16 protein-coding genes are annotated in these 22,509 nt (G+C 46.0%); 3 read left to right on the top strand and 13 right to left on the bottom strand.

Going from position 1 to position 22,509, the window contains the following annotated elements:
- Position 1: 1 nt before the first annotated feature.
- The 10 genes from STSP1_RS11680 to STSP1_RS11725 all read right to left on the bottom strand — a co-directional run bounded on the left by STSP1_RS11680 (position 2) and on the right by STSP1_RS11725 (position 13,270).
- On the bottom strand, positions 2–682 hold the full coding sequence (locus STSP1_RS11680) for a potassium channel family protein (protein ID WP_085756505.1): 681 nt from the start codon (positions 680–682) through the stop codon (positions 2–4).
- Between the two features lie 100 nt (positions 683–782).
- Positions 783–2,657: a hypothetical protein gene (locus STSP1_RS11685; RefSeq protein WP_085756506.1), complete on the bottom strand. Its 1,875-nt coding sequence runs from the start codon at positions 2,655–2,657 to the stop codon at positions 783–785.
- A 73-nt stretch (positions 2,658–2,730) separates the two neighbouring features.
- Positions 2,731–3,777: a serine/threonine protein kinase gene (locus STSP1_RS11690; RefSeq protein ID WP_085756507.1), complete on the bottom strand. Its 1,047-nt coding sequence runs from the start codon at positions 3,775–3,777 to the stop codon at positions 2,731–2,733.
- Positions 3,778–3,798: 21 nt separating this feature from the next.
- Complete coding sequence (locus tag STSP1_RS11695) at positions 3,799–4,905, bottom strand: CvpA family protein (protein WP_085756508.1); 1,107 nt, start codon at positions 4,903–4,905, stop codon at positions 3,799–3,801.
- 22 nt (positions 4,906–4,927) lie between these two features.
- Positions 4,928–6,559: an ATPase, T2SS/T4P/T4SS family gene (locus STSP1_RS11700; RefSeq protein WP_085756509.1), complete on the bottom strand. Its 1,632-nt coding sequence runs from the start codon at positions 6,557–6,559 to the stop codon at positions 4,928–4,930.
- A gap of 55 nt (positions 6,560–6,614) precedes the next feature.
- On the bottom strand, positions 6,615–7,748 hold the full coding sequence (locus STSP1_RS11705) for a type IV pilus twitching motility protein PilT (RefSeq protein ID WP_085756510.1): 1,134 nt from the start codon (positions 7,746–7,748) through the stop codon (positions 6,615–6,617).
- Between the two features lie 182 nt (positions 7,749–7,930).
- Positions 7,931–9,070, bottom strand: a complete 1,140-nt coding sequence (gene alr, locus STSP1_RS11710) for an alanine racemase (protein WP_085756511.1) — start codon at positions 9,068–9,070, stop codon at positions 7,931–7,933.
- Positions 9,070–9,798 carry a glycosyltransferase family 2 protein gene (locus STSP1_RS11715; RefSeq protein WP_085756512.1) on the bottom strand — a complete coding sequence of 243 codons (729 nt, stop codon included), beginning with the start codon at positions 9,796–9,798 and terminating at the stop codon, positions 9,070–9,072. Before STSP1_RS11715 ends, alr begins: the two co-directional genes overlap by 1 nt.
- On the bottom strand, positions 9,792–12,098 hold the full coding sequence (locus STSP1_RS11720) for a hypothetical protein (RefSeq protein WP_085756513.1): 2,307 nt from the start codon (positions 12,096–12,098) through the stop codon (positions 9,792–9,794). The genes STSP1_RS11715 and STSP1_RS11720 overlap by 7 nt, the downstream gene beginning before the upstream one ends.
- Positions 12,083–13,270 carry a pyridoxal phosphate-dependent aminotransferase gene (locus STSP1_RS11725; protein ID WP_085756514.1) on the bottom strand — a complete coding sequence of 396 codons (1,188 nt, stop codon included), beginning with the start codon at positions 13,268–13,270 and terminating at the stop codon, positions 12,083–12,085. Before STSP1_RS11725 ends, STSP1_RS11720 begins: the two co-directional genes overlap by 16 nt.
- A gap of 600 nt (positions 13,271–13,870) precedes the next feature.
- Between STSP1_RS11725 and STSP1_RS11730 the strand changes: the two genes are divergently transcribed.
- From STSP1_RS11730 to STSP1_RS11740, 3 genes are all read left to right on the top strand, one after another.
- Positions 13,871–15,298 carry an MATE family efflux transporter gene (locus STSP1_RS11730; RefSeq protein WP_085756515.1) on the top strand — a complete coding sequence of 476 codons (1,428 nt, stop codon included), beginning with the start codon at positions 13,871–13,873 and terminating at the stop codon, positions 15,296–15,298.
- Positions 15,299–15,374: 76 nt separating this feature from the next.
- On the top strand, positions 15,375–17,261 hold the full coding sequence (locus tag STSP1_RS11735) for a tetratricopeptide repeat protein (RefSeq protein ID WP_085756516.1): 1,887 nt from the start codon (positions 15,375–15,377) through the stop codon (positions 17,259–17,261).
- A 102-nt stretch (positions 17,262–17,363) separates the two neighbouring features.
- Positions 17,364–18,548, top strand: a complete 1,185-nt coding sequence (locus tag STSP1_RS11740; RefSeq protein ID WP_161491724.1) for a 3-deoxy-D-manno-octulosonic acid transferase — start codon at positions 17,364–17,366, stop codon at positions 18,546–18,548.
- 13 nt (positions 18,549–18,561) lie between these two features.
- Here STSP1_RS11740 and STSP1_RS11745 read toward each other — a convergent pair whose 3' ends face one another.
- From STSP1_RS11745 to STSP1_RS11755, 3 genes are all read right to left on the bottom strand, one after another.
- Positions 18,562–19,686, bottom strand: coding sequence for an anaerobic sulfatase maturase (locus tag STSP1_RS11745; RefSeq protein ID WP_085756518.1), 1,125 nt, complete (start codon positions 19,684–19,686; stop codon positions 18,562–18,564).
- Positions 19,687–19,785: 99 nt separating this feature from the next.
- Positions 19,786–21,279, bottom strand: a complete 1,494-nt coding sequence (locus tag STSP1_RS11750) for a hypothetical protein (protein WP_085756519.1) — start codon at positions 21,277–21,279, stop codon at positions 19,786–19,788.
- Positions 21,280–21,395: 116 nt separating this feature from the next.
- A complete protein-coding gene (locus STSP1_RS11755; RefSeq protein ID WP_085756520.1) occupies positions 21,396–22,505 on the bottom strand; it encodes a pyridoxal phosphate-dependent aminotransferase in 1,110 nt (369 codons plus the stop codon).
- Between the last annotated feature and the right edge of the window lie 4 nt (positions 22,506–22,509).

Below are 22,509 nucleotides of genomic sequence, written 5' to 3' on the forward strand. Positions count from 1 at the left end.
CTCAATCCTGCGGCAGTTTTGCAAGGTTTATATCAGAGCCTGCCACCATCAAAATATCCTCTCTGTATATCATTGTTTTAGGCATTGGTACGTTGATAATCTTGCCTTCTTTCTCATCTGCGGCAAATTTTCCTCTCTTAATGGCGATTAGGTTTACGTTGAATTTTTTTCTTAGCTGAAGTTCAACAAGCGTTTTTCCGTGAAAGCTGTCGCCTGCGCTTATCCTTGCGAGACTGTATCCCGGGGCAAAATCAATCTTATCTGTAACCTGCGGGGCGATAAGCTTGTATGCCCATCGCTGGGCAGCTTCGATTTCCGGATAAACCACTTCCGTTGCCCCTACAGCCTTAAAAACCTGCCCTGATACGAGGTTAATAGCTCTTGCGTAGATGTTCTTAACGCCCATATTCTTGAGGTTCACAACCGTAAGGATAGCGGCCTCAAATCCGCCTCTTCTCTGCCCGATCCCTACTACGGCAACATCGGCCTTATCTACCCCCTGAGAAATCAGAGCCTGCTCGTCGGTGCTGTCAAGACGCACGGCATGGCTTACCTGATCTCTTATGGAGTCTATCTCGTCTCGCTTTATGTCTATCGCTATAACTTCCGCCTCGCTCATCGAAAGCGCAACGGCCAGTTTCTTGCCGAATCTGCCAAGCCCTATAACAGCGAATTTTTTCATTTTATTCCCTTCAAAAATAAAAACTTTATTATAGTGAAGCAAGGAATCTCTGCAAACCTGCCGAAGTAAGCCCCAGCCTTAAGTATGCTGAATCTGTTTATTATTGCGGCCAGATTTCATCAAGGCGCGGGTCTGATAAATTCAGGCGATACATAATCTGATTGTAGTCGTATCTGGGGGTGGGGTTCCTGTTGCCTGTGTAAGTGGTAACGTATGTACCTTCAAAATAGATGTTTTCCCCGCTGTTGAATTCGGGGTGGTAGGAAGCGTTGTAGAAGGTGTAGTCTTCGAGGCCGCCTGCGGCGCTGTGAGTTACGATTTTTCTTGCCTTTCTCCATGGGCCTTCAGGTTTTTCTGAAGCGGCAATCCATATCTCGCCAAGAAATGAATCCCCCCATTTCTGGTTGCATATCATAATCCAGCAGTCTTTATGGTGATTATAACCTGCAGAGCCAAACGCCAACTCAATCTTTTTCCCTGTTCCTGCATCCGTAAGACGGTTCCATGCCTCGCTTTGCGATGCCTTGCCTTCATCCACCAGCTTCTGCCATTGATTATCGCTCAATGGTGAGGTGTTTTTCTTCCAGCCCCAAACTATTCTGCCGTTTTCATCTCTCTCAATCTGCGATTTCTTGCCTTTAAATGCCGTGCCGGTTTTGAGGCAGGTGTAGGCCTCGTAATCCTGAGGGTTTTTGAAGGCTTCTAATTCTGCTTTAATCCTTGCAGAGGGGTATGGACAGTTTATATAGACATAGCCGTTTCTTCGGTGAGCTTGCCCGGAAAGCTCTATATTGTGGTTTCCTTCGAAAGTTGTGAGAGTCTCAAATTCCTCTTTTGAGTCATTGAAAACTGCAATCCCTTTCTCGCCTTTTGCATCCCCCTTTATTACTCCATAACTTGCAATCAGCCTTTCACCCTCTTTCCCTTCAACGCCTGCAAGTCCGTTCATCCATACTACCTGTCCCTTCGGGTGCGGGAACATCTCTTTGCAGAAGCCGCTGCTGTTTGTGAAATAATCCAGATTGATTCCCTCATCAGGGCAAAGCCCGCCAGAGCCGGGCAAACGTGATACAGCGGAAGATGTTTTGAAATTCCCGAGCGGGTAAGAAGGGCGGTCTGTATCGCCCCATAGCCAGAAATACTTACCCTTGTATTCGGCCATAGCCACGGTGTCCTGTCCAAGCACTTTTCCCGAAAGAAGGGGGTTTTCCAGCGGCACATCCCTTCCCAGAAGTACGCTGTCTCTATAAATGCCGCCTCCAGTGATTCGGTATAGACGCTCAGCTGTGTTAATTCTGTCTAAGTATATAACAGCGTTGCCATCAGGCGTTGGAGTTAGAGTTTTCCCGCCGCCATTTGGGCTTTCATATCCGTAGCTGTCTATATTGAAAAATACCTTCTTTCCCATCAGTGCGGGCTCATAGAAAGCAATTCTTCCGGCGCTGTCTGTGTGATAAGTTAATCCGTGCTCAGTTTCAAGCTGAACCAGCGGCACGCCTCTTTCAGTTGCTCTGTCTCGTACGGATATTTCAAAAGGGGAGTATGCTGCTGAGCTGGTAACATAATCATTTTTTAGTCTGTAGAGCTGCAAATCGCTGTATTCAGGAGATTCTGCATAATTGGGGTCAGGGGTAAGGTAGAGCTCTGCTTGTTCCCCCGAGGAAGGGGTGAGGCTAACGCCTCTGCAGCCGAAGCCGTCTTTCTTAATATCAAGGTATCCCTGAGGCGCTTTTACATAAAAGAAAACTTTTCCAGCCTCCATAAGCCCGGGCTCAAGAAAGGCGATTCTGCCTCTGCTGTCTGTAAGGTAGGATATCTTGTTTACCGTTTCCAGCTCTGCAAGCGGTACAGGCTCGCCTGCAGCGGAATCTTTGACCGTAATTATGAACGGTTCGCAAGACGGGGCAGCCCAGGTAAGAGCAGAACAAATCAATAAAACTGAAAACGCAAGATTAACTCCGGTTCTGTCTAACATATTGCCTGCCTGTTTTATCTAAACCGCTTTTGGGGTGTTAAGCGTATATAGCCGCAATGAAAACACTCTTAAATCAGCCCGAAGCCGTGAATATCAGAAGTATAAGAAGCAGCAGACATGCCGCCGAGAGAACTGCGACTATAATCCTGTATTTTACAATAACCGCATAGCTGTACTGGCTGCTTTCGTCTCTCTCAACAGCCTCCCCCTCTTCAAGCTCTTCCAGATCGCTTACATCAATAGTCTGCCTTGCGAATACCGGAGGCATACCCTTGTTTACAGATTCCAGGTCCTTGAGTAAATCGCTGGGATTTGCGTATCTTTCGCTTCGTTTCTTGGCGAGCATTGTTTCGATTATCTCGCAGAAACCGCTTGAAAGCTTTGTGTTTATATGGTCAGGCGGAGTTAGCGGCTCATTAAGATGCTTCCGCATAACTTCAGCAGGCTTTTGAGCCTTGAACGGAACGGAGCCTGTAACCATATGATACAGGGTTGCCCCGAGGCCGTATATATCTGCTCGGCCGTCTATATCCACCTCGCCCTTGATCTGCTCCGGTGCGATATAGAAAGGTGTTCCGAAGGCCTTGCCCTTTTCTGCGCTTGCAGTTTCAGAGTCGTCTGTGGTACGGGCAAGCCCAAGGTCTGCCAGTTTAACAACGCCTTCTTTGGTAATCATTATGTTTTTCGGTTTTATGTCTCGGTGTATCAGACCCTGAGCGTGGGCGTGTTCCAGCGCCTTGGCCAGCTGTATCATTATCTCAAGAGCCTCTTTTTCCTCAAATATCTTGCCCTTGGACAGATCGTCGTATATAGACTTCCCCTCCACATATTCCATAACGAAGTAGTAAAGGCCTTTAGCCTCTCCTACATCATACGCCTGAACGATATTGTTGTGATTGAGCCTGCCGGCCAGCCGGCCTTCTTTGTAGAATCTTTCTACGTAGTTGCTTTTGCCCACAAATTTATTCGGCAGAACCTTTATCGCAACTGTTCTGTCTAAGCTAACCTGTTTGGCCTTATAAACCACAGCCATAGCTCCAGAGCCCAGCTTCCCCAGTATCTTATACCCGGGAATCTGGCCGGCAGCATTTTCAGGTTTGGCTTTGTTTTCGTTTTCCATTATTTTTTAAGGTTTCCAGTACTATCCGTTTTCTTCAGTTTCTTCTTCCGGCTCTGCGTTTACATTAGGAACTTTTGCAATAGCATCCTGCCTCAATTCCACTGCAACCGGCACATAGCCCTCAGGAACATAAAACCCTACGTCTAATACCGCATTTTTGTTTTTGTTTGGTTTATGCGGAAGAAGATTAAATTTTGATTTTAGGTCAAATTTTTGAAATTTGCTGTTGTCTGTAACAAAACCCACAGGGAAAACAGACAGTCCGTCTCCCTTGAACATATCAGAGTAATTTTTGTTGCAGATAAGGCGAAGCTGGGCGGGGCCGATCTCGTATCCGCCACCTTTTTCTATTATGCCGCCGTTTTTAACTTTATCCTGAGATATCTCTACCTTCACAAGATAAAGCTTTTTGTTGTTGATTTTCTTTACAACCTGATTGGTTTCGGCATATTTCAAAAGCTTTGGTGCTTCTCTGGCTGCCTGCGGGACGTCCGGGACATCAATTGCTTTTTCGCCTGCTATGGGAGAAACACCTTCTTCATAAAGAGCTCGGTCAAGGAAGTTGGTATCTATGAAGTTGTCGTGCACTATGCCGAAGTCCTTGTCTCCGCTGAGGCTGCCGGCAGAGAGCATATTATAGAAGCCGGTAACAGCTGAATCCAGATTCAGGAAGGTTTTATCCGGAGCAATCTGGTAGTTGCTGTTTGTAACTATAGGCTTATTGGCGTATCTCGGGTATGGGTATTTTGCTTCCATCGGCATCATTGAGAGAAAAACAACTATCATTCCCGTTACAAAAAAGCTGAATATTAGTGAGAAAAGAACGGAAAATGACCTGTTTACAATATCAGGCAGCTTCAGCTCCGGACGAATGGTAAAATCTCCAAGCAGTTTTAGAATTGCGAAGGAGATTCCGAAAAGAAGAACGAATGAAAGCCCTTCTGCTGCCGCCGGGAACCAGTTTATCTTAGATACGATCTTTGAAAGCGGCTCGAAAAACGAGTACGCAAATACAAGCCCGCTCACCATCGAAAACAGCATTATTACATATTTATAAAAATTCGGCTTTACAATCGCCTCGGCTAATATTGCCAGCGTTATTACTGCGAAAAGACCAATTACTATCATTTCAAAACCTCAGTAAGGATAATTAACCGTTTAATACCTTCAAAACTCGTATCATTTCATTGATGCTTGTGCTTCCGTCTGATATCTTCTGCGTGAGCCTTTCCTGGAAGAACTGCATACCATTTCGTTTGAGAGAAGCGCTTATTTCTTTTATACTCTTAGCCGCAAGCAGCTCTTTTCTCACTTCTTCGTTTATCACGAAAGATTCGTAAACTCCCACTCGGCCTTTGTAGCCTTGCCCTTGGCAGTTTTCGCAGAGGATTGGTTTTCCGCCTCTGGTGTATTCGATATCTCCGGGTCTCCAGAGCGATTTAACCCTTTCTGGAGCTATGCTTAGCTTTTTGAGCGTGCCCGGATTTGGTATGTATTCTTCCTTGCATTCCTCGCAAAGTCTTCTTACAAGGTGGCTCGATGCAAGCCCTATCAGGCTTTCAAGGGCATCATCCTTATCGCCCACCATTTTTATCCATTGTGCCAAACCCTTCAGTGCGGTTTTCGATTCCATTGACACGTAAATAAGCTTCTTCTTTGAGGCCTCGCATGCGGCTTTTGCTGTTTCCGGGTCGTTGCAGTCGAAAACGCCTACAATATCAGGCCCTCTTCGTATCAGAGCCTTAAGCCGTTCTGCATAGCTCATCCCCTCGCTTGGGTCGTAAACATTCTGTATTATGCTTTGTACATCGCCTGCAGGAGATTTTTCAAGCGTGTTGATGCTGTTGAGGAACGGGTCGTGATTTCTCAGTAAGGTGTAGTGGCAGGAGGTTAGTCCGGAACTCTTTGTACCGGCTATAAGGAACAATCCCTTAGGCGTATCCTTAAGCGTTTTGAGCTCTTCGATCTGATCGGATTCGAAGCCCAGCTCGGCAAAAGACATCAGGCTGAATTGAACATCCTTCTTTATCGTGATGTGTTCGCCTTCTCTTGAGCCGGCCGTAGTGATGTGCCAGCTTGCCTTGTCGCCGTCTTTTTTCGTTTGGAATTTGCCTGTCTGAGGCTTTCTTTTCTCCTCCACGTCTAAATCAGCAAGCTGTTTGAGATAGTAGAGAAGATAGGGCATTTCTTCGGTCTCTATCGGATCAGCATCATTTCTCAGACCGTCTATCACATATTTAACTTTGTACTCTTCTTCTCCGGGTGTGATTTTTATAATCTCAGCTCTTTTCCAGATTGCATCATCGAGAAGGTAGCAGGCCGTCTTGAATCCGTAGGCCTCTTTAGTTTTGGGGTCTGGTATGTCAACAGGATTGCCGTTGGCAGTTACGAAACTGAAACCTCGGGCAGCCTTTTCAATTTTAGCTGATTCATTGCTCAAAAGCCCTTTGATGTGGTTTAATGTCAGAACTTTTTCAAAATCTGCTACCAGTGAGTTCCTGTGGATCACGTAAACCATTATTGTAGTGATCATCAAGAGCAGATAAGAGGAGAAGCCGATTATGAAAACAGGTACAAAAAGCCAGAGGCACATTGCAAGAAGCCCGCCTACTGTAATAATAGAAACCCATTTCATTGTGTCTGTCTGAACGGCCTTTGTGTCGAAATGAACCCAGTTGACAAGCAGAAGCCATAAATAAAACAGCAAAACAAAAGGTACAAATTTGTAGATTGCAATATAGCCGGAGAAGGATATATCTGCTAAAAGAGATAAGTAATACATCTAATGCGCTCCGTTAATCTGTTTTTATAGTTTTCAAAGCCTTCCCTGCAACGCATTAAAGAATTGCGCTTGAATTAGCTCTAATTCCTTTTATAGCCATCCTAAGCTCTTCCTTGTTCGGTGCGTATGTCAGGGCGTTGTCGAGGTCTATAAGTTCTTTTTCTATAAGCATTCTCAGGCTTTCTGTCAAGTCCTGCATGCCCTCATTTTGCGAAGAACGTATTACAGAGGGTATATCATCTTCCCTTTCCTCCTTGAGAAGCTTCCTAACAGAAGGATTTGCCACCATAATCTCAAGCGCCGGCACCCTCTTAACAGTAGGGTCAATGCTCGGCAGCAGCATCTGGGCTATGATTCCCCTTACGGTTAATGCAAATGTTTGTCTCGCCAGCTCCCTCTCTTCCTGCGGGAACATATCGAGAATTCGCTGGATTGTCTGAGAGGCGCTTGCTGCGTGGAGGGTTCCGAAAACAAGGTGGCCTGTTTCCGCTGCCTGCATAGCTGCTTCCAGCGTTTCAACATCTCGAATTTCGCCCACAAGCACTACATCGGGGTCCTGCCTCATCAGGCTTCGCAGGGCGTCCTTGAAGTCAACGCAGTCTATACCAACTTCACGCTGATTAACGTTGGCCTTCCTGTCCTGATGGACATATTCGATAGGATCTTCTATAGTTACTATATGACACGCACGCTCTCTGTTGATTTTGTCTATCATTGAGGCAATTGTAGTACTCTTACCAGATCCGGTAGGCCCTACCACAAGCACAAGGCCGGTGGGAGATTCCGCAATATCACGAATAATTGGAGGCAGGTTCAGCTTTTCAAAAGGCGGGATGTTTGAATCAATACGCCTTGCAACAAGCCCTATGTATCCCTTCTGGCGGAATACGTTCACACGGAATCTGTCGATCTCACTGAGGGCGTGGGCAAAGTCGATAGAGCCCTTCTTAAGGAAGAACTTTTTCTGCTCTTCAGTAAGAAGGTCGAAGATCAGTTCCTCCATTGAGTCTTCAGTAAGTACATCTGCCTTCATCTTCTTTAAAACACCGTCAATTCGCATCTTGGGAGGAAGCCCCACTTTGAGGTGAAGGTCGCTCGCCTTATACGATACCACTGTCTTAAAGAGTTTGTTTATTTTCGGATTATGGTTTACGCTCCGATGACTGTCTATGGGTTGTCCCTTGGTCATTGCTATTGTCCTCTGAAAGATATAAATTTTGAATAAAATAAGAACAGAATCGAAATTTTAGTAATAACAATTTGACTGTCAATCAATACATTCAGCTTTTACGTTAAACAGATGAGTTTAACAAATCAGCAGCAATAAATCCAGCAGACAGCGATAAAAACTTTGCAGAAACAGAAAAAAATTCAGATTACAACTCGTCTTACATGCTCATGTACGCTGATAAGTATTTCATAGCAGATTGTGTTTGAGGCGTTTGCAAGGCAGTAAGCGCCTGCAGGGGAGTTCTGGTCATTGTCTATTATTACAGCAAACTCCCCAACCTTTGCCTCGGGAATGTCCGTTACATCTGCCATTATCTGATCCATACATACCCTGCCTATAACAGGGGCAAATTTGTCGCCTATTCGCACTGAAGCATTATTAGAATAAAGCCTTGAATACCCGTCTGCATAGCCGGAGGGGATTATAGCTGTTGCCGTCTCCCGTTTGGTAAAATAAGACCGCCCGTAGCTGACAGACCTGCCAGCCGGCAACCTTTTGATATGCACTATCGGCGCCTCGAGCTTCATCACCGGCTTGAGGCTCACGGGGGCGTGTCTTTGGGATCTGGAGAAATATCCGTACATACTGATCCCGCATCGCACCATATCAAAATGCGAGTCTGGTATTTTAATGCAGGCAGCGCTGTTTGCGGCATGCCTTATTACATTTTCATCCCCGCAGCGGGTGTTGGTTTTAATAAAACGCTTGAAGTTATCGAGCTGTTCATAAGCGAAAGAAAGGTCATCCTCATCGGCAGTTGCGAAATGTGTGTAAATCCCTGCCAGCTCAAGGTTTGGCGAGTCTGCTATGAAATTTATCAGCTCTTCTGCCTGAGCGGGTTCGAGCCCGAGCCTTCCCATGCCGGTTTCAATATTTATATGCAGCTTCAGTTTTTTATCCGAAGCGAGCTGCGACGCTCTTTTGGCTGCCTCCAGCGAGCATATTGCCCAGTGTATATCGTTTCTGCACGCAAAATCTATATATTTTGCAGGCGTAGAAATATTCAGAGGCTCGAAAACAAGAATTCTCTGCCGCTCAATCAGAGGCTTTATGTAAAAAGCTTCAAATATGCTTGCCACTGCAAAGAAATCCACCTGTTCTTCCTTGAGGAGATTAACAACTTCCTTGATCCCGTGGCCGTAAGCGTTTGCCTTTACCACGGCGCAGAACTTATTATCCGTCGGCGTGAGGCCGCGAAGCTGATTTACATTTTCGATGAGTCTTTGAGAATCTATGCTGGCCCTCAGGTCGGGCCTGAAAAAAGTATCTGAATTAGCCATTAGTGATCCGTCACTATATCAAGCCACAATTTAGAAAGCTCTGCAAACGCCTTCAAAACTACAGCCGGCTTAGCTCCGGAAGACTCCCCGTAAACTCTGGGATAATGCCTTACCGGCATTTGGGTTATCCTGAAGCCCTTCTTTCGGGCTCTAACGAGGATTTCCGTGTCTATCAGCGCTCCTGAGCTCTTTAGCTTAATATTATCAAATATTTCTCTGCGGTAAAGCTTAAAAGCGCAGTCTATATCTTTGAGCTTAAAGCCGAAAAGTATGCACATAAGGATATTCCATGTATGTCCGGTGAGCTTTCTGAAGATGTTGTCCTGACGGTTTTGCCTGTAGCAGGAAGCGATATCAGCAGGTGCATTTTCGCCGGCTACCAGAGGCAGAACCTTTCCCAGATCCTTAATAGAAAACTGCTTGTCTCCGTCTGTGTAAAAAACGTACTCTTTGCAGGCCTCTTCGAAACCGGTTTTAAGGGCCTCGCCGTAACCCTTGTTTACCTCGTGGCTTACTAATTTTACCCTTGAATCTTTCTGTGCGTATTCTTGAGCGATCTGAGCCGTTTTGTCTGTACTGCCGTCGTCAACTGCTATTATCTCAAAGTCGTCGCTTATCTCAGGCAGGAAGCTGAGAGTTTCTTCAATAAGTCCGCCCAGATTTTCCTCTTCATTGAAGCACGGGAAGAAGATGCTCAATGCCGGCTTAGGAGTTTCGCTGCTTACCATCTGGTTTCTTCCCTGATTTGCTGCGTTTCTTCTTTCAGCTGCTGCCTGTAAGACTTGTAAACAGAGATTTTGCTCTTGTCGTCTTCAAAATCCTTTCCGTTTTCTATAACAAACTTCAGACACATATCTGCGATGCTGTATTTGTTTATATAACCGTGCTGCTTGTGGAGCTGGTCTTTTTCTTTTATAAAATCGGAAATTTCTGATTTGCAGTATTTATAGGCCTTTTCTTTTAATTCTTTTGTTCTCGCTGCATCGGTGAGCAGTTTCATTGCCAGCAGCTCTCCGGACTTCTCATACAGTTTGCGGGCTCTTCTGTAGGCCTCTTCCGGTTTTGAACCGATTAAATAATGAATCATAGAGGTTTCTCGAATATCTTCTGACGGGTATTGGGCAGTTCCGTTGAAAAGCCCCTTGTATAGTTCAAGCCCTTTATCTGTGTCAGTGTCAACAAAGATAGACTGCTTGCCGTCGATATACACCGGCTTCCAGTCGCTGTTGTATCGCATAAGCGTCATAAATCCGCTTTTAACGGCATTTGAAGGCATCAGATATATCCATACGCCTCTGCTGTTGAGCCTTTCGTCCATTTTCTCGGAGGCATCTTTCAGCTCCTGTTTGAAGCTGGAAAGCCTTTTTCTTTCCCGCCTGGCTTTTTGGGCGATCCTTTTGAATTCCGCGCCTCCGCTCATTATCTCGTTCTTATAAGTTCTGAACATCTCGATATCGTAGGCGGCCTGAGCCCTGCCGTCCATAAACAGCTTCAGTGGTATAAAACCGTTATCAGGGTTGGGGTTCTGCATAAACGCTATGAACCCGCCTTCTGTCCAGTAGTTGAGCATATTTCCAGAGAGATTGTTTTTCCTTATATACTCGCATGCTTCAAACGGCTTGGCATAAGAGGCCGTCATACGCATAAAGATGCTGTTGTATGTATCGTCGAGGCAGAACGGGTCTAAATAAACCTTTTTGAATTTTCCCGCCCAAAGCACGCCCGGGATAAGCACGAAAGCTGCAAATGCAGCTATTGAGCTCTTTTCTAAGAGGCGTTTCCTCTCTGGCATTGCCGATAGCTTATTTGAAATTTTATCTATGGTCTGCTGCGCTATCATAGCAAGAAGCGGGCAGAAGGCTGCAGATGCAATTGGAATAAATCTTCTCGAGCTTATTGCCATCCATAATGAAAATAAAACTATAGCAAGATAAGCGGGGTCAATTTTAGGAGTGTCCGCAGCTTGAGAATTTTCGGGGGTATTCTTCGTTTTGTTTGCCGGCTGCCTGCCCGATTTTTGTAACTGTGATGCTGTGATTATACCCCAGACAAGCAGCGATGCGCCGCCCAGACCGAGGAGTATGATAAACGGAATCGAAGTACCTACAGGATTGCTGAGCTCAAATGTGCTGTGCCATTCGTTTACATCTTTCCATTCAGAAGCATGCTCGCTGACCGTAATTATAAAAGTATGGGTGAGGTTAGTCAGGTGGTAGGGATTTAGGATAACCATCGCTATAAACGATGCCGCACCGGCAAGCATTGTATCAATTATCAGCTTTCCCGAGCACGGCCGGCAGAATCTCGGCTTAAATTTCCAGACAATCAGGTTGATCGCCCAGAACATAAACATTGTGATGAAGGCATAAAGGTATCCGCCGTGCACATTGCCCCAGAAAACAATCAGAGGCACGCTCAGCCAGATAAACTTCCGATTCCTCCTCTGACTTAAAAGCAGAATCAGGATAAATGCCGGCACAAGCAGGTTAGAAAATACTGCAGGGCGGATATCGTAGAAGCTTCTGCCCACAAAAACCGAAATTGCCGCAAAAACAGCTGCGTTTATCTTTCCTGCCCCGAGAAGGCGGGAGGCATAGTACACGCTGCATATTACAAGCAGGCAGATTATAAACTTCCAAACAACCATTGCGTTGTAGTTCAGATCGTCGTAGTTTGTTTTGCTCCCATCGCCTCCGGATATTTCGAAGAATATAAGCTGAGTAAGCCAGTTTTGGTTTATCCAGCCGGTAGGGTGGTATTCTTTCAGGAATCCGTGGGTGAATTCTGGCCATGGCTCAAGCTCTTCTTCGGTAGGCCCTGCAGAGTGTGAATTAGCGCTGAACGGCTCTACAGTATCCACTCCGTGATTAGAAAAATGCCTGCCGCATGCCATTGCTACCCACGTATCGCCTGCGGCAACCATATGAGAAAAACAGTGGCCGGCATATACAAAAAAAGCCAGCCACACTAAAATACTTACGATTTGATGTCTGTTTGGTTTAGCGTTCGCCTTCAGCTCGTCAGCCATTGCTCAAGCCTGTCTATCCCTTTTTCGATATTTTCCATTGAACAGGCAAAGCTCAGCCTGATGTTTTTATCGCATCCAAAAGGTCCGCCCGGAACTAAGGCAACGTTCGCCTGCTCCAACAGCCCTTTAGCAAAGTCTATGCTGTTGTTTACAGTTTCACCGCCGATTTTCTTTCCGTAGAAGCTGCTCACGTCCGGGAAGCAGTAGAATGCTCCTGTCGGCCTGTCGCAGTGAACCCCGTAAATGCCGTTGAGGCGGTTATAGGTGTATTCTGCTCTCTTTTCGAATTCGCTGCGCATTTTTTCAACCTCATCAGCGCAGTCGAATGCTGCAATTCCCGCATATTGAACAAAGCTTACAGGATTCTGAGTCATATGAGACTGCACCCTGCCCATTGCAGAGATTATCTCCTGAGGGCCTGCAGAGAAGCCGAGCCGCCAGCCGGTCATGGCGTATGCCTTGCTCCAGCCGTTTATCGTTACTGTCCTCTCGTATGCATCCTGACTAACAGCAGCAAAGCTCTGGAAGACTGTGTCTCCGTAAACGAGCTTTTCGTATATCTCATCTGATATAACAACGATATCTGTTCCTTCAAGAACCTCAGCTATTTCACTGAGCTCTTCAGGGGTATAAGTAAATCCGCCCGGATTATTCGGAGAGTTCAGCAGCAGGGCGGAAGTTTTGTCTGTTATAGCAGCCTTAATCTGCTCAGCACTAACCTTATGCTGATTTTCCTCTTGCCCAGCTACCGCCACAGGCTTCCCGCCGGCTAGCTTAATAGCCTCTGGATATGTTACCCAGTATGGGGCTGGAAGAATAACCTCATCACCCGGGTCAACAACGGCCTGCATTGTAGAATAGATGGAATGCTTCGCACCTACATTGATGATCACTTGAGTAGGTTCGTATTCGAGGTTGTTGTCTCTTTGCAGTTTATTAGCTACCGCTTCTCTGAGCTCAGGAATCCCAGGCGTTGGAGTGTAGCCTGTTTTTCCGTCTTTCAAAGCCTTAACAGCGGCTTGCTTAATGTAATCCGGCGTGTCAAAATCCGGCTCACCCGCGCCGAAACTGACAACATCCACTCCTTGAGCCTTCAGCTCTTTAGCTCTTGAAGCAACAGCCATCGTTGCTGAAGCCGGCACTTCTTTCGCTCTTCGACTTACTTTTACCATCGGTTCCCCAATTTTTAGATAAATAGTTTTTTCTTTTGAAATTACGCCGGAGCAACATTAGAACAAAAAGTGCGTTTAAGGTCAATTGAAAAACTTTGCTGCCGGCTTCAAAGCGCCAGTTTTTTTCAGCTTTCCGCTAAAATCCACAGATTATACGGACTATGCAGAAATATAATCTGTGGATTATATGTTTTTCCTCTGCGTCTTCTGTCCACTTATGCCGGCCCGCATGCGTCGGGCCTACATGCGTGGCTCGGTTTAAACATTAGTTTCGTGAAATCGCTACGTAATACTAACGTCAATCAGAGCCGCACGTGGAGTCCGCCGCAGGCGAAGAGCCTGTCCGCCGAAGGCGGAAAACAAGCGGATAGATTCGTTGCCCGCGGCAAAATCATTAGTGAAAAATCAGCGGAGATTAGTGGCTGAAAAATTCCCTCTCCGCCATTCCTATATTAAATATTTATCCTTGCCCCGCAGCCAAAGCGGTTCGGGGCTGTAAATCCTTTCAAAAAAACTCAGTGGACTGAAAATATTTTAGAAGAGTTGTTGACTAACTTTTCTAAGCCTTAAAATCTCTGCATTCTAAAGACAAGGAAATTAATGAATAACTTACTCAAGAAAGCAGAGATAAAGGCATCAGCGGCAGAGGTGCTCGCAGTAGCAATACCGCTTATAATAAGCACAAGCGCCCATACTGTGCGAACCTTCACAGACAGGGTGTTTCTGATGCGTTATGAACCTCAGGCAATGAGCGGAGCTATGTTTGCGGGGCTGTGCTTTTTCTGTATTTGCGCATTTTTCCTCGGGATTGTTTCATACGTAAGCACATTTGTAGCTCAGTATAACGGTTCGGGCCGGCACTACCGAATCGGTCAGTCTGTCTGGCAGGGCGTTTATCTTGCCATTTTCTTCGGCATTATAGGCAGTTTTGCGTATTTTCTTGCTGAACCGCTTTTCAGGTGGATGGGGCACAGCAGTGAAACACTTCGGTATGAGGTGATATACTTCCGGATAATGTGCGTTTCCTTTATTCCTGTGCTGGTGGGGCAGGCATTTGCCTGTTTCCATATAGGCAGAGGGAAAACTAAAACCGTAATGTATGTAAACATACTCACCTGTGCGGTTAATATAATTCTTGATTACATCCTGATATTCGGAAATTTCGGTGCCCCAGAGCTGGGCATACACGGGGCGGGGTATGCAACTGTCGCAAGTATTGCAGCAGGTACGCTTGTTTATGCGGGAAGTTTCATCCGAAAGAAGAACCAGAGCCGGTATGGAGCAGTAAGCGGATATCCGTTCCTCTGGCCTCTAACCAAACGGATTCTCCGATACGGCCTGCCTAACGGGGTGAATTTTATGCTGGATATAGCTGCTTTTACGAGCTTTCTGGGCTTTGTAGGCCGGTACGGCGAGGACATACATACAGCGGCTTCCCTTGTTTTCAGCGTTAATATGATAGCTTTTATGCCTGTTATAGGTCTCGGGATGGCGGTAAGCGTTATTACGGGCAAATATCTCGGTATGAACAAGCCCGGGCTGGCCGTGAGAAACGCATGGATAGCTTATTCAATGGCCCTTGCCTACTTTATATGCACAGGCCTGATGTATGTATTCGCTGGCAAAGTGCTTATAACCCCATTCACAGGCGAGATGGCCGAGGGGCAGGTGAATGCTTTGATGTCTCTTGCCTATCCTCTGATGTGTTTTATAGCTGCATTTTCGATAGCAGATGCGGGAGCGATTATATTTTCCAACGTACTCAAGGGTGCGGGAGATACGAGGTTCGTGATGACAATAACCATCACACTCTCATGGCTGCTGATGGTTCTCCCGTCATACGTCTCAGTAAAGCTCTCGCTTCCATATTTTGTGCCTTGGATTGGTTTGACAGTTTACATCTACATGTTAAACTTTGCATTTCTGGTTAGATTCCTGAAGGGCAGGTGGAAAAAGATGAGAGTTATAGAAATGGAAGCGGTGGAAGATATCGGGGATAAGTGCGAGCTGCCTCCTGCGAAGATTTAATTTGGATTCAGGGAAAAATGTTCCTGTTGTCTGCAAACTTACCTTAATTGCTCGAAGTGTTTCTTGAGAATTTATAATGGCAAAATTAGATAAAAATCAAAATGCGGGAGCGGCTTATAAAAAAGAGGCCGGGGCAAAAAGGCCGCAGAAAAAGCCATTTATGACTATGGGGCCTACCCTGCATTATAAACATTCAAATGTTGTGCGGGGATGGTGGCTTGCTGTCGTTGTTTACCTTATAGCCTGTCTGTTCTGGTCTAAGGTTCTTTGGGGAAATATAGATTTAATTTCTTTCCAGCAGCTGAATTCAAATGCTGAGATTTGGCTCATGGGTCATTTGGTGAAAAATCCTGTGAGCATTTATGAATACCCTTGGCATATTTTTGTACTCGGCGGGCTTGCGGCAGTTCTTACGTTCCTTCCTCTGATGATATCTCAGCTTTTGAGCTTCAGCTACAGCATCCTTCCAGTGATTTTCTGCTTTACCATAGCAAGGCTTCCAGGGCTTGCAGTGATGTTGCTTTTGGCCTGTTTTATGGTGGCAGCGAGGCCGCTTCGATTCCGTTCGAGATTTATTTCGCTTGTGTTATGCAGCAGTCCGGTGCTGCTGTATTTTATAATCACGGGCAAAGTGCCCGATCCGGATCCGCTTAAATGGGGGCTTTCGTTCTCGCCATGGCTTCTTTCATGGCTTCTCGGGCTGGGCCTCTGCGGAATAATCCTGAGTGTAGGCCATTTCACCCGCTACCGCCCGGGGCAAATATGGATAGCGGGGGCAGTAATGCTTATGCTTTCCGCTTTCACCTTCTTCGACAGAATCAGCTTTGCAGAATCAGACTACAAACTATACATTCAGAGCAATTCGCCGGATTCCATTGAAAATTTCCAGCCTCACGATATAAGCAGTATCTTAGACAAGGCGGCAAGGAATCCGCTTTTTTCCTCAGATGACAGATTTGCATACGCCCCGGACCCGCATATCTACAGGGAGGAGCTGATTTACGAGCTTCAGGAAATGCTCTCTCTGGGAACGTGGCCTTTTTGGTTTATAGAAAACTGTGAATCGGATTTCTATGATTATGAACGTAAGAGACGGGCGGTTATTGAGCAGTACAATTATTTCTCTGCAGAGCATCCCGGCAGCAGGCGGGTTGCTTCTGCCCTGTACTACAAGGCAATACTCAATGAGCATCAGCCAGACATTCCTGCAATAAAAGAGCTCGAGGTGCTTCGCTTCTACAGCGAATACCCAAGGGCTGAGGTTTATCCAGACTGGATCAAGCTTTATGCTAAATATCCAGAAAGCGTTGAATCGCTGGAGGCAAGGTGGCGTATGGCGATGAATCTGGCAGGCAGGAAAAAATTCAATACCGCAGCGAGCCTCTGCAGGGAGGTCTTGGATCTGGCCGATGAGAAGCGAAAGATTGTTGAGAAAAACAGAAGCGATGAAACGGAAATTTTTCAGAAGCCGCCTGAAACGGTGGTTACACCTATGGATTTGCAGGGGCTTCTGCATCGAACAAATTATTATCTGCGGTTTCTGAAGGGTAAGTATCTTGAGGCAGAGCCCGCTCTTCTGGCTAAATTCATAAGGCTGGATAAGCGTTCCATGGACTATCTCAGCGAGCTTAAATCTATTGAGAAAAGGCTTCCGGATAACAGCCCGCTTGCGGATAATGTGAGGCTCGAAATACTTCAGAAGCAGTATTACGGGCTCTCTCTTATTGAGAATTTGAAAAAGTTTGTGGAGCAATTCCCAAAAACAGACGGGGCTTTAGAAGCAAAATTCCTAATGGGAAAAAGATATGCCAAGCTCGGGCTTGATGAGAGTGATCCGGTGAAAAAGGGTGAATTTATTGATAAGGCCGATTCTATGCTCAGCGTCTTGATAGAAGAAAACCCTGAGAATATTTTTGTTAAAGACATTAAAAAACTGCTTTCCAACCTGCCTAACGAGGAGTAATATTTGCGTTGCCTTCTTAACTTACTATATCTTGCGGCATTTATTTGTTTCCTGCCCGTTGGAATCTACAGATACATCTTTCAAAACCGTTACAGAAAGGGCTTGAAGAACCGTTTGGGTTTTGTAGAGCGGAAGACAGACAAGAAAAAATGCATCTGGATTCATGCTGTGAGCCTTGGCGAGGTTAATGCGGCCAAAGGCCTTATAGACATACTCAAAAATGAATGCACTGAGGCAGAGATTGTCTTGAGTACAACAACCGATACCGGCTTCAGCAGGGCACAAAAGCTTTATGGCGGGGAACTTTCAATATTCTTTTTTCCGCTGGATTTTTCATTATTTATCAGAAGGGCATTTTCAAGGATCAGGCCTGATGTATGCGTGCTTGTGGAATTGGAAATTTGGCCTAATTTTATATTTACTGCCGAAAAAAGAGGAGTAAAAACAGTTGTATTTAACGGCAGATTGAGCGACAAGAGCTTTCCAAAATATAAAAGAATTAAGTTTTTTGTTTCCAAGATCTTCGAAAAGATTGATTTTTTCCTCGTGCAGACTGAGAAATACGCAGAAAGATTCAATGCTCTCGGGGCACAGAAGGATAAAATTGCAGTTACAGGCAGCGTGAAATACGACAATGCATGCAGCCTTGAAGAGGTGGATGGAGTTGAGGAGCTTTCACGGCAGATAAAGCTCAAGGAGTCTCAAATGCTTATTACAGCAGGGGCTACAGGCCCTGGGGAAGAGCAGATTCTCTTAGATGTTTATAAAGAGCTAAAGCAGGATTTTGATAACCTGAGGCTCGCAGTTGTCCCGCGCAAGCCTGAGAGATTTCAGCAGGTTTATAAAATCATTGAAAATGAGGGTCTTGGCGTAAAGAGATACAGCCAAATTAAGGAAGATGCAGACGCAGAGATTGAAGAGTCTTCCGATGTGATCCTCGGAGATACTATGGGAGATCTGAGGAAATTCTATGCCCTCAGCGATTTGATTTTTGTTGGCAGAAGCCTGTGCCCAATGGGCGGTTCTGATATGATAGAAGCCGCAGCTCTCGGGAAATTCACAGTTTTCGGGCCGCATACATTCAACTTTTCCGAATCAGCTGAGCTGCTCGTCTCGAACGGGGCGGCTGTTGAAGCCGCCGGAGGGAAGGAGCTCGCAGATGCTTTTCGCAGGGCGATTCAAGAACCGCAATACCGCCGCAAAACAGGCGAGGCAGCAAAAGAGCTCATAGAAGCCTCTAAGGGGGCAGGCAGGCATTCTGCGGCTAAAATCAAGGCCTTGTTATAATATTCTTCCCCTTTCAGCCCTGCTGCTGCAGTAGGCCGCGTTCGGTGAGCATACCTTTAAGGTCCTCCACTGCATGGTCAAAGTACTGTTGGTAAGACTCGCACAAATAGTTCGGCTGCACAGGGTCTCCGTTTACAGGGATTCTGTCTTTTGGGCAGCCGCCTCTGCAGATGCTGTGATGCCGGCAGAGTACACACTTTTTCGGCAGCTTGGTTTTCCTCTGGCCGAAGGCCTTTTTCTTCTCACTGCGGGCGATATCAGTAATGTTTTTATCCATAATATTGCCCAGATCCCAGTTGTTTTCCACAAAGAAATCGCAGCAGTAGGCCTCGCCGTTATGCTCAATTACTATATAGTCATCGCAGCGTTTTGCGAAGCTGCAGTTAGTATGACGGCGGGTGAGCAGGTAGCTCATTGTTGAATCGAATATCCTAACACTAAGCTTCTCCGGTCCGTATTCCTTCCAGCGGTCGTAAATCCTGCAGAGAAACTTTCCGAATTTATCCGGGTCAACACTGAAATCTGTTACCTCTCCAGTTTCCTCGTCGTACTCCACACACGGAACGAACTGCAGGAATTGTATTCCGTGATCGTGTACAAAGAAATCAAATATCTCATCCGGATCCTGCACGTTTAAGTTGTTTACCAACACGAGGATATTGAACTGAACATTATGCTTTTTGCAGCGCTCTATAGATTCTACTACACGCTCGTATGTCCCGTTTCCGCCTTTATCCACGCGGTAGTAATCGTGGTACTTTTTCGGGCCGTCGAGGCTTATTCCCACGAGCCAGCCGTTTTTGCTGAGAAACTCGCACCACTCATCATCAAGCAGAATACCGTTGGTCTGAAGGGAGTTTGTAATCTGCTGGCCGTCTTTTGCGTATTTATTTTCAAATTCGTGCAGCTTTTTGTAGAAATCCAGGCCCATCAATGTGGGCTCTCCCCCTTGGAAAGCTATGGCGTTCATCTCGAATCCAGCCCGAAGATAATCTCGTACCATCGTTTCCAGCACCTCTTCAGACATCCTGTGCTTCTGTTCGCCGAAGATGCTGGTTTTGCAGGAGTAAAAGCAATAATGGCAGGCTATATTGCAATCGGGGCCGGCTGGCTTAACTAACAATGAAAATGGATTCATAGCTGCTTCCTTATTTGTCTTAATAAAAATTACAATTCAATTATACCAATAGCGGCTATTTCTGCAAACAGCAGCTTTTGCGGGCTCTGTAAAAATGTTTTATTCTCTGGTTATGTATTTCCAGCGGCTTGTTCTGAAAGGCTGTGCAGGGTAGTCGTATCTGTTTTCGAGATTCGGCAGGTTCTCGCTTGTGAGGCTCCAGCCGTATCTTGCAGCAACAGGCTGATCTACTTCCGAGGAGGAAAGAAGAATGGTATTTCTTTCAATAATAGCATTTGCAGGGTAGTAAACTCTGTCTATACCCGCAATCTCAAATCCTTCTACTGCACCGAAGGTTTGCGTAGTAAGCCCTCTGCCAACATTATCAAAAAAGATTCGCAGCTCGCTGCCTTCAATCCTCTTCCTAACGAATGTAGGCCCTTTATGAGGCGTGTCTGGCAGATCGTAGTTGTATGCAAGGGTATTTACAGAAAATCTTCTTCCCAGCTCCTGTCTATTGTCTTTGTCTACATCGTAGCTCACTATTGGTGCGGTATTTTGATATTTATTGGTTACATCAATCTGGGATTCCCAGAATTCAGGCACAAATTTCAGCTTCTCAGCGGAATAGCCGTCTATTTGAGGCTGCACCACATACACCGGAAGCTGCGGAACATCCCAGCTTTCCCGCCAATCTTCAATCAAGAGCCCAAGTACAAAACGATACTGATAGGCCCGCGCGAGATTTGCATCGGCTTGGAAGAAGAAAGCTCCCTTTATCCGGTATGGAGCAAGAGGGCTCAGCATAGAGTTGTATGTTGCTGAGGGCAGGCCTGTGTAGTCAATGTAGCTTGGCTCGGAAGGACGCTGTCCTTCTTCTGTTTCCAGCCACTTCTTGAATTTTTTTGAAAATTCTGCCTTCTTCTTTCCGTACTCTTCCAGCTTCGGGTATTTTCTAACAATTTCAAGCATTTTGCGAGAGGAAGTGATCGTATCTTTGCTTATCCAGGCCTCGGCTGTGCTTGAAGCGCAGGTCGCCGATATGATGCCTACAGGTATTCGGAGCTGATCGTAGAGCTGGTCGGCAAAATAGTAAGCCGCTGCGCTGAAACTGCCTGTATTCATCCTGTTGGCGGCCTTCCATTTACCGGATATTTCCTCTTTAGGAGAAACTGAGATGCTTTCGGGGGGTGTGAAAAAGCGTATTTCCGGGCGGTCGGCGTTTTCTATTTCCGCCTCTGCATTCATAGCCATTGATACAGGCATCTGCATATTTTCATCGCCGCAGCAGAGCCATACCTCGCCTGCAAGTACGTTTTTTATCGCCTTATACTCACCTGCACCAGTGGTAATGGTAAGCTCAAGGCTGTCTCTGCTGGCCTCGGGGGTTTTGATGTCTGTTTTCCATTTACCCTCGCTGTCTGCCCTTGTCATAGCCGCCATGCCCATCCAGGAACCCTTTATTTCTACCTTTTCGTATGCAGGGGCCTGCCCCCATACCGGCACTGAAGAGTCGGCCTGAATAATCATACCGTCAGAAAACATTGAAGGCAGGCTGATTTCAGCCATAACCGAAGAGAGAATAACGGAAAAAAGTATCAATATGCAGCGCATCTGTGTCCTTTTTAACAATTTCAGTCTAAAAGATTCTGTCCCTTGGAAATAATAACATAACAAAGCTTCAAAGCAAGCTTTTAGAGTATGAGCTACTGCGCTGCGGGTACGAAAAATTACACGATAGAGTTCAGTATGTCTATTCCCTGTTTAATCTTTTCGTCTGAGGTGGCATAGCTTATTCTGAAATGCGTGTCTTTCTCGCTGAAAACGCTTCCCGGGATAATCAGAACGTTATTCTCAATTGCCTTTTCCACAAATTCGCTTCCGCTCATACCCGGGGCCTTTGGGAACATATAGAATGCACCTTCGGGTTTTGTGATCTCGAATTTACCCTTCAGCCCCTCGAAGAGCATATCTCTCTTGCGGGCATACGAGGCCACCTTATCGCTTATATCGCAGTCCATAGCCTCAAGAGCGGCATACTGGAACGGAGTGGGAGCGCAAACAAATGTGTACTGCTGAAATTTGGTCATCTCGTTGAGAAGTCCCTTGAGCTTTTCCTGTACAGAAACATAGGCCATTCGCCAGCCTGTCATTGCGTAGCTTTTGCTGAAGCCTTTCATGAGGATTGTGTTTTCCGAATAGTCTGCAGCGCTCGGGCATCGGCCTGAATATGAGAACTTATCGTATATCTCATCGCTCATAATCAGTATGTCCCTGCGGTTTGCAATTTCCGCAACAGCCTTCACGCATTCTTCGCTGTAAACCGCTCCTGTGGGGTTGGAGGGGGAATTGAGGATAATTATTTTTGTGCGGTCTGTGATTTTGTCTTCAAGCTTTTCGGGATCTATCTGGAAATCGGGGTAGGTGTCGAGATAAACGCATTTTCCGCCAAGCACGTTGATAATATGCTTGTAGATAACGAAATACGGATCGGGCACTATCACCTCATCGCCCGGGTCTATCGTTGCAAGGAACGTGAGCAGAAGGCCTCCGCTAACCCCGCTTGCAACGAGTGTATCCGCATTGTCCCAGCCGTACATACTGCAAACCTCTCTGCTTATCTTCTCACGAAGCTCGGGTATGCCTGCTGTGAGCGAGTATCTGTTTTTGCCCTGCTCAATCGCATCTGCCGCAGCGGTTTTTATTTTTTCCGGCACATCAAAATCGGGCAGACCTATAGAGAAGTTTATAGGGTCTTTCAGTTGTGCGGCGAGATCAAAAACTTTGCGAATTCCGCTTGCATCTATCATACTGCTTCGCTGTGATAAGAAATTATTCATATTT

Source organism: Sedimentisphaera salicampi (assembly GCF_002117005.1).
GTDB classification, from domain to species: Bacteria; Planctomycetota; Phycisphaerae; order Sedimentisphaerales; family Sedimentisphaeraceae; genus Sedimentisphaera; species Sedimentisphaera salicampi.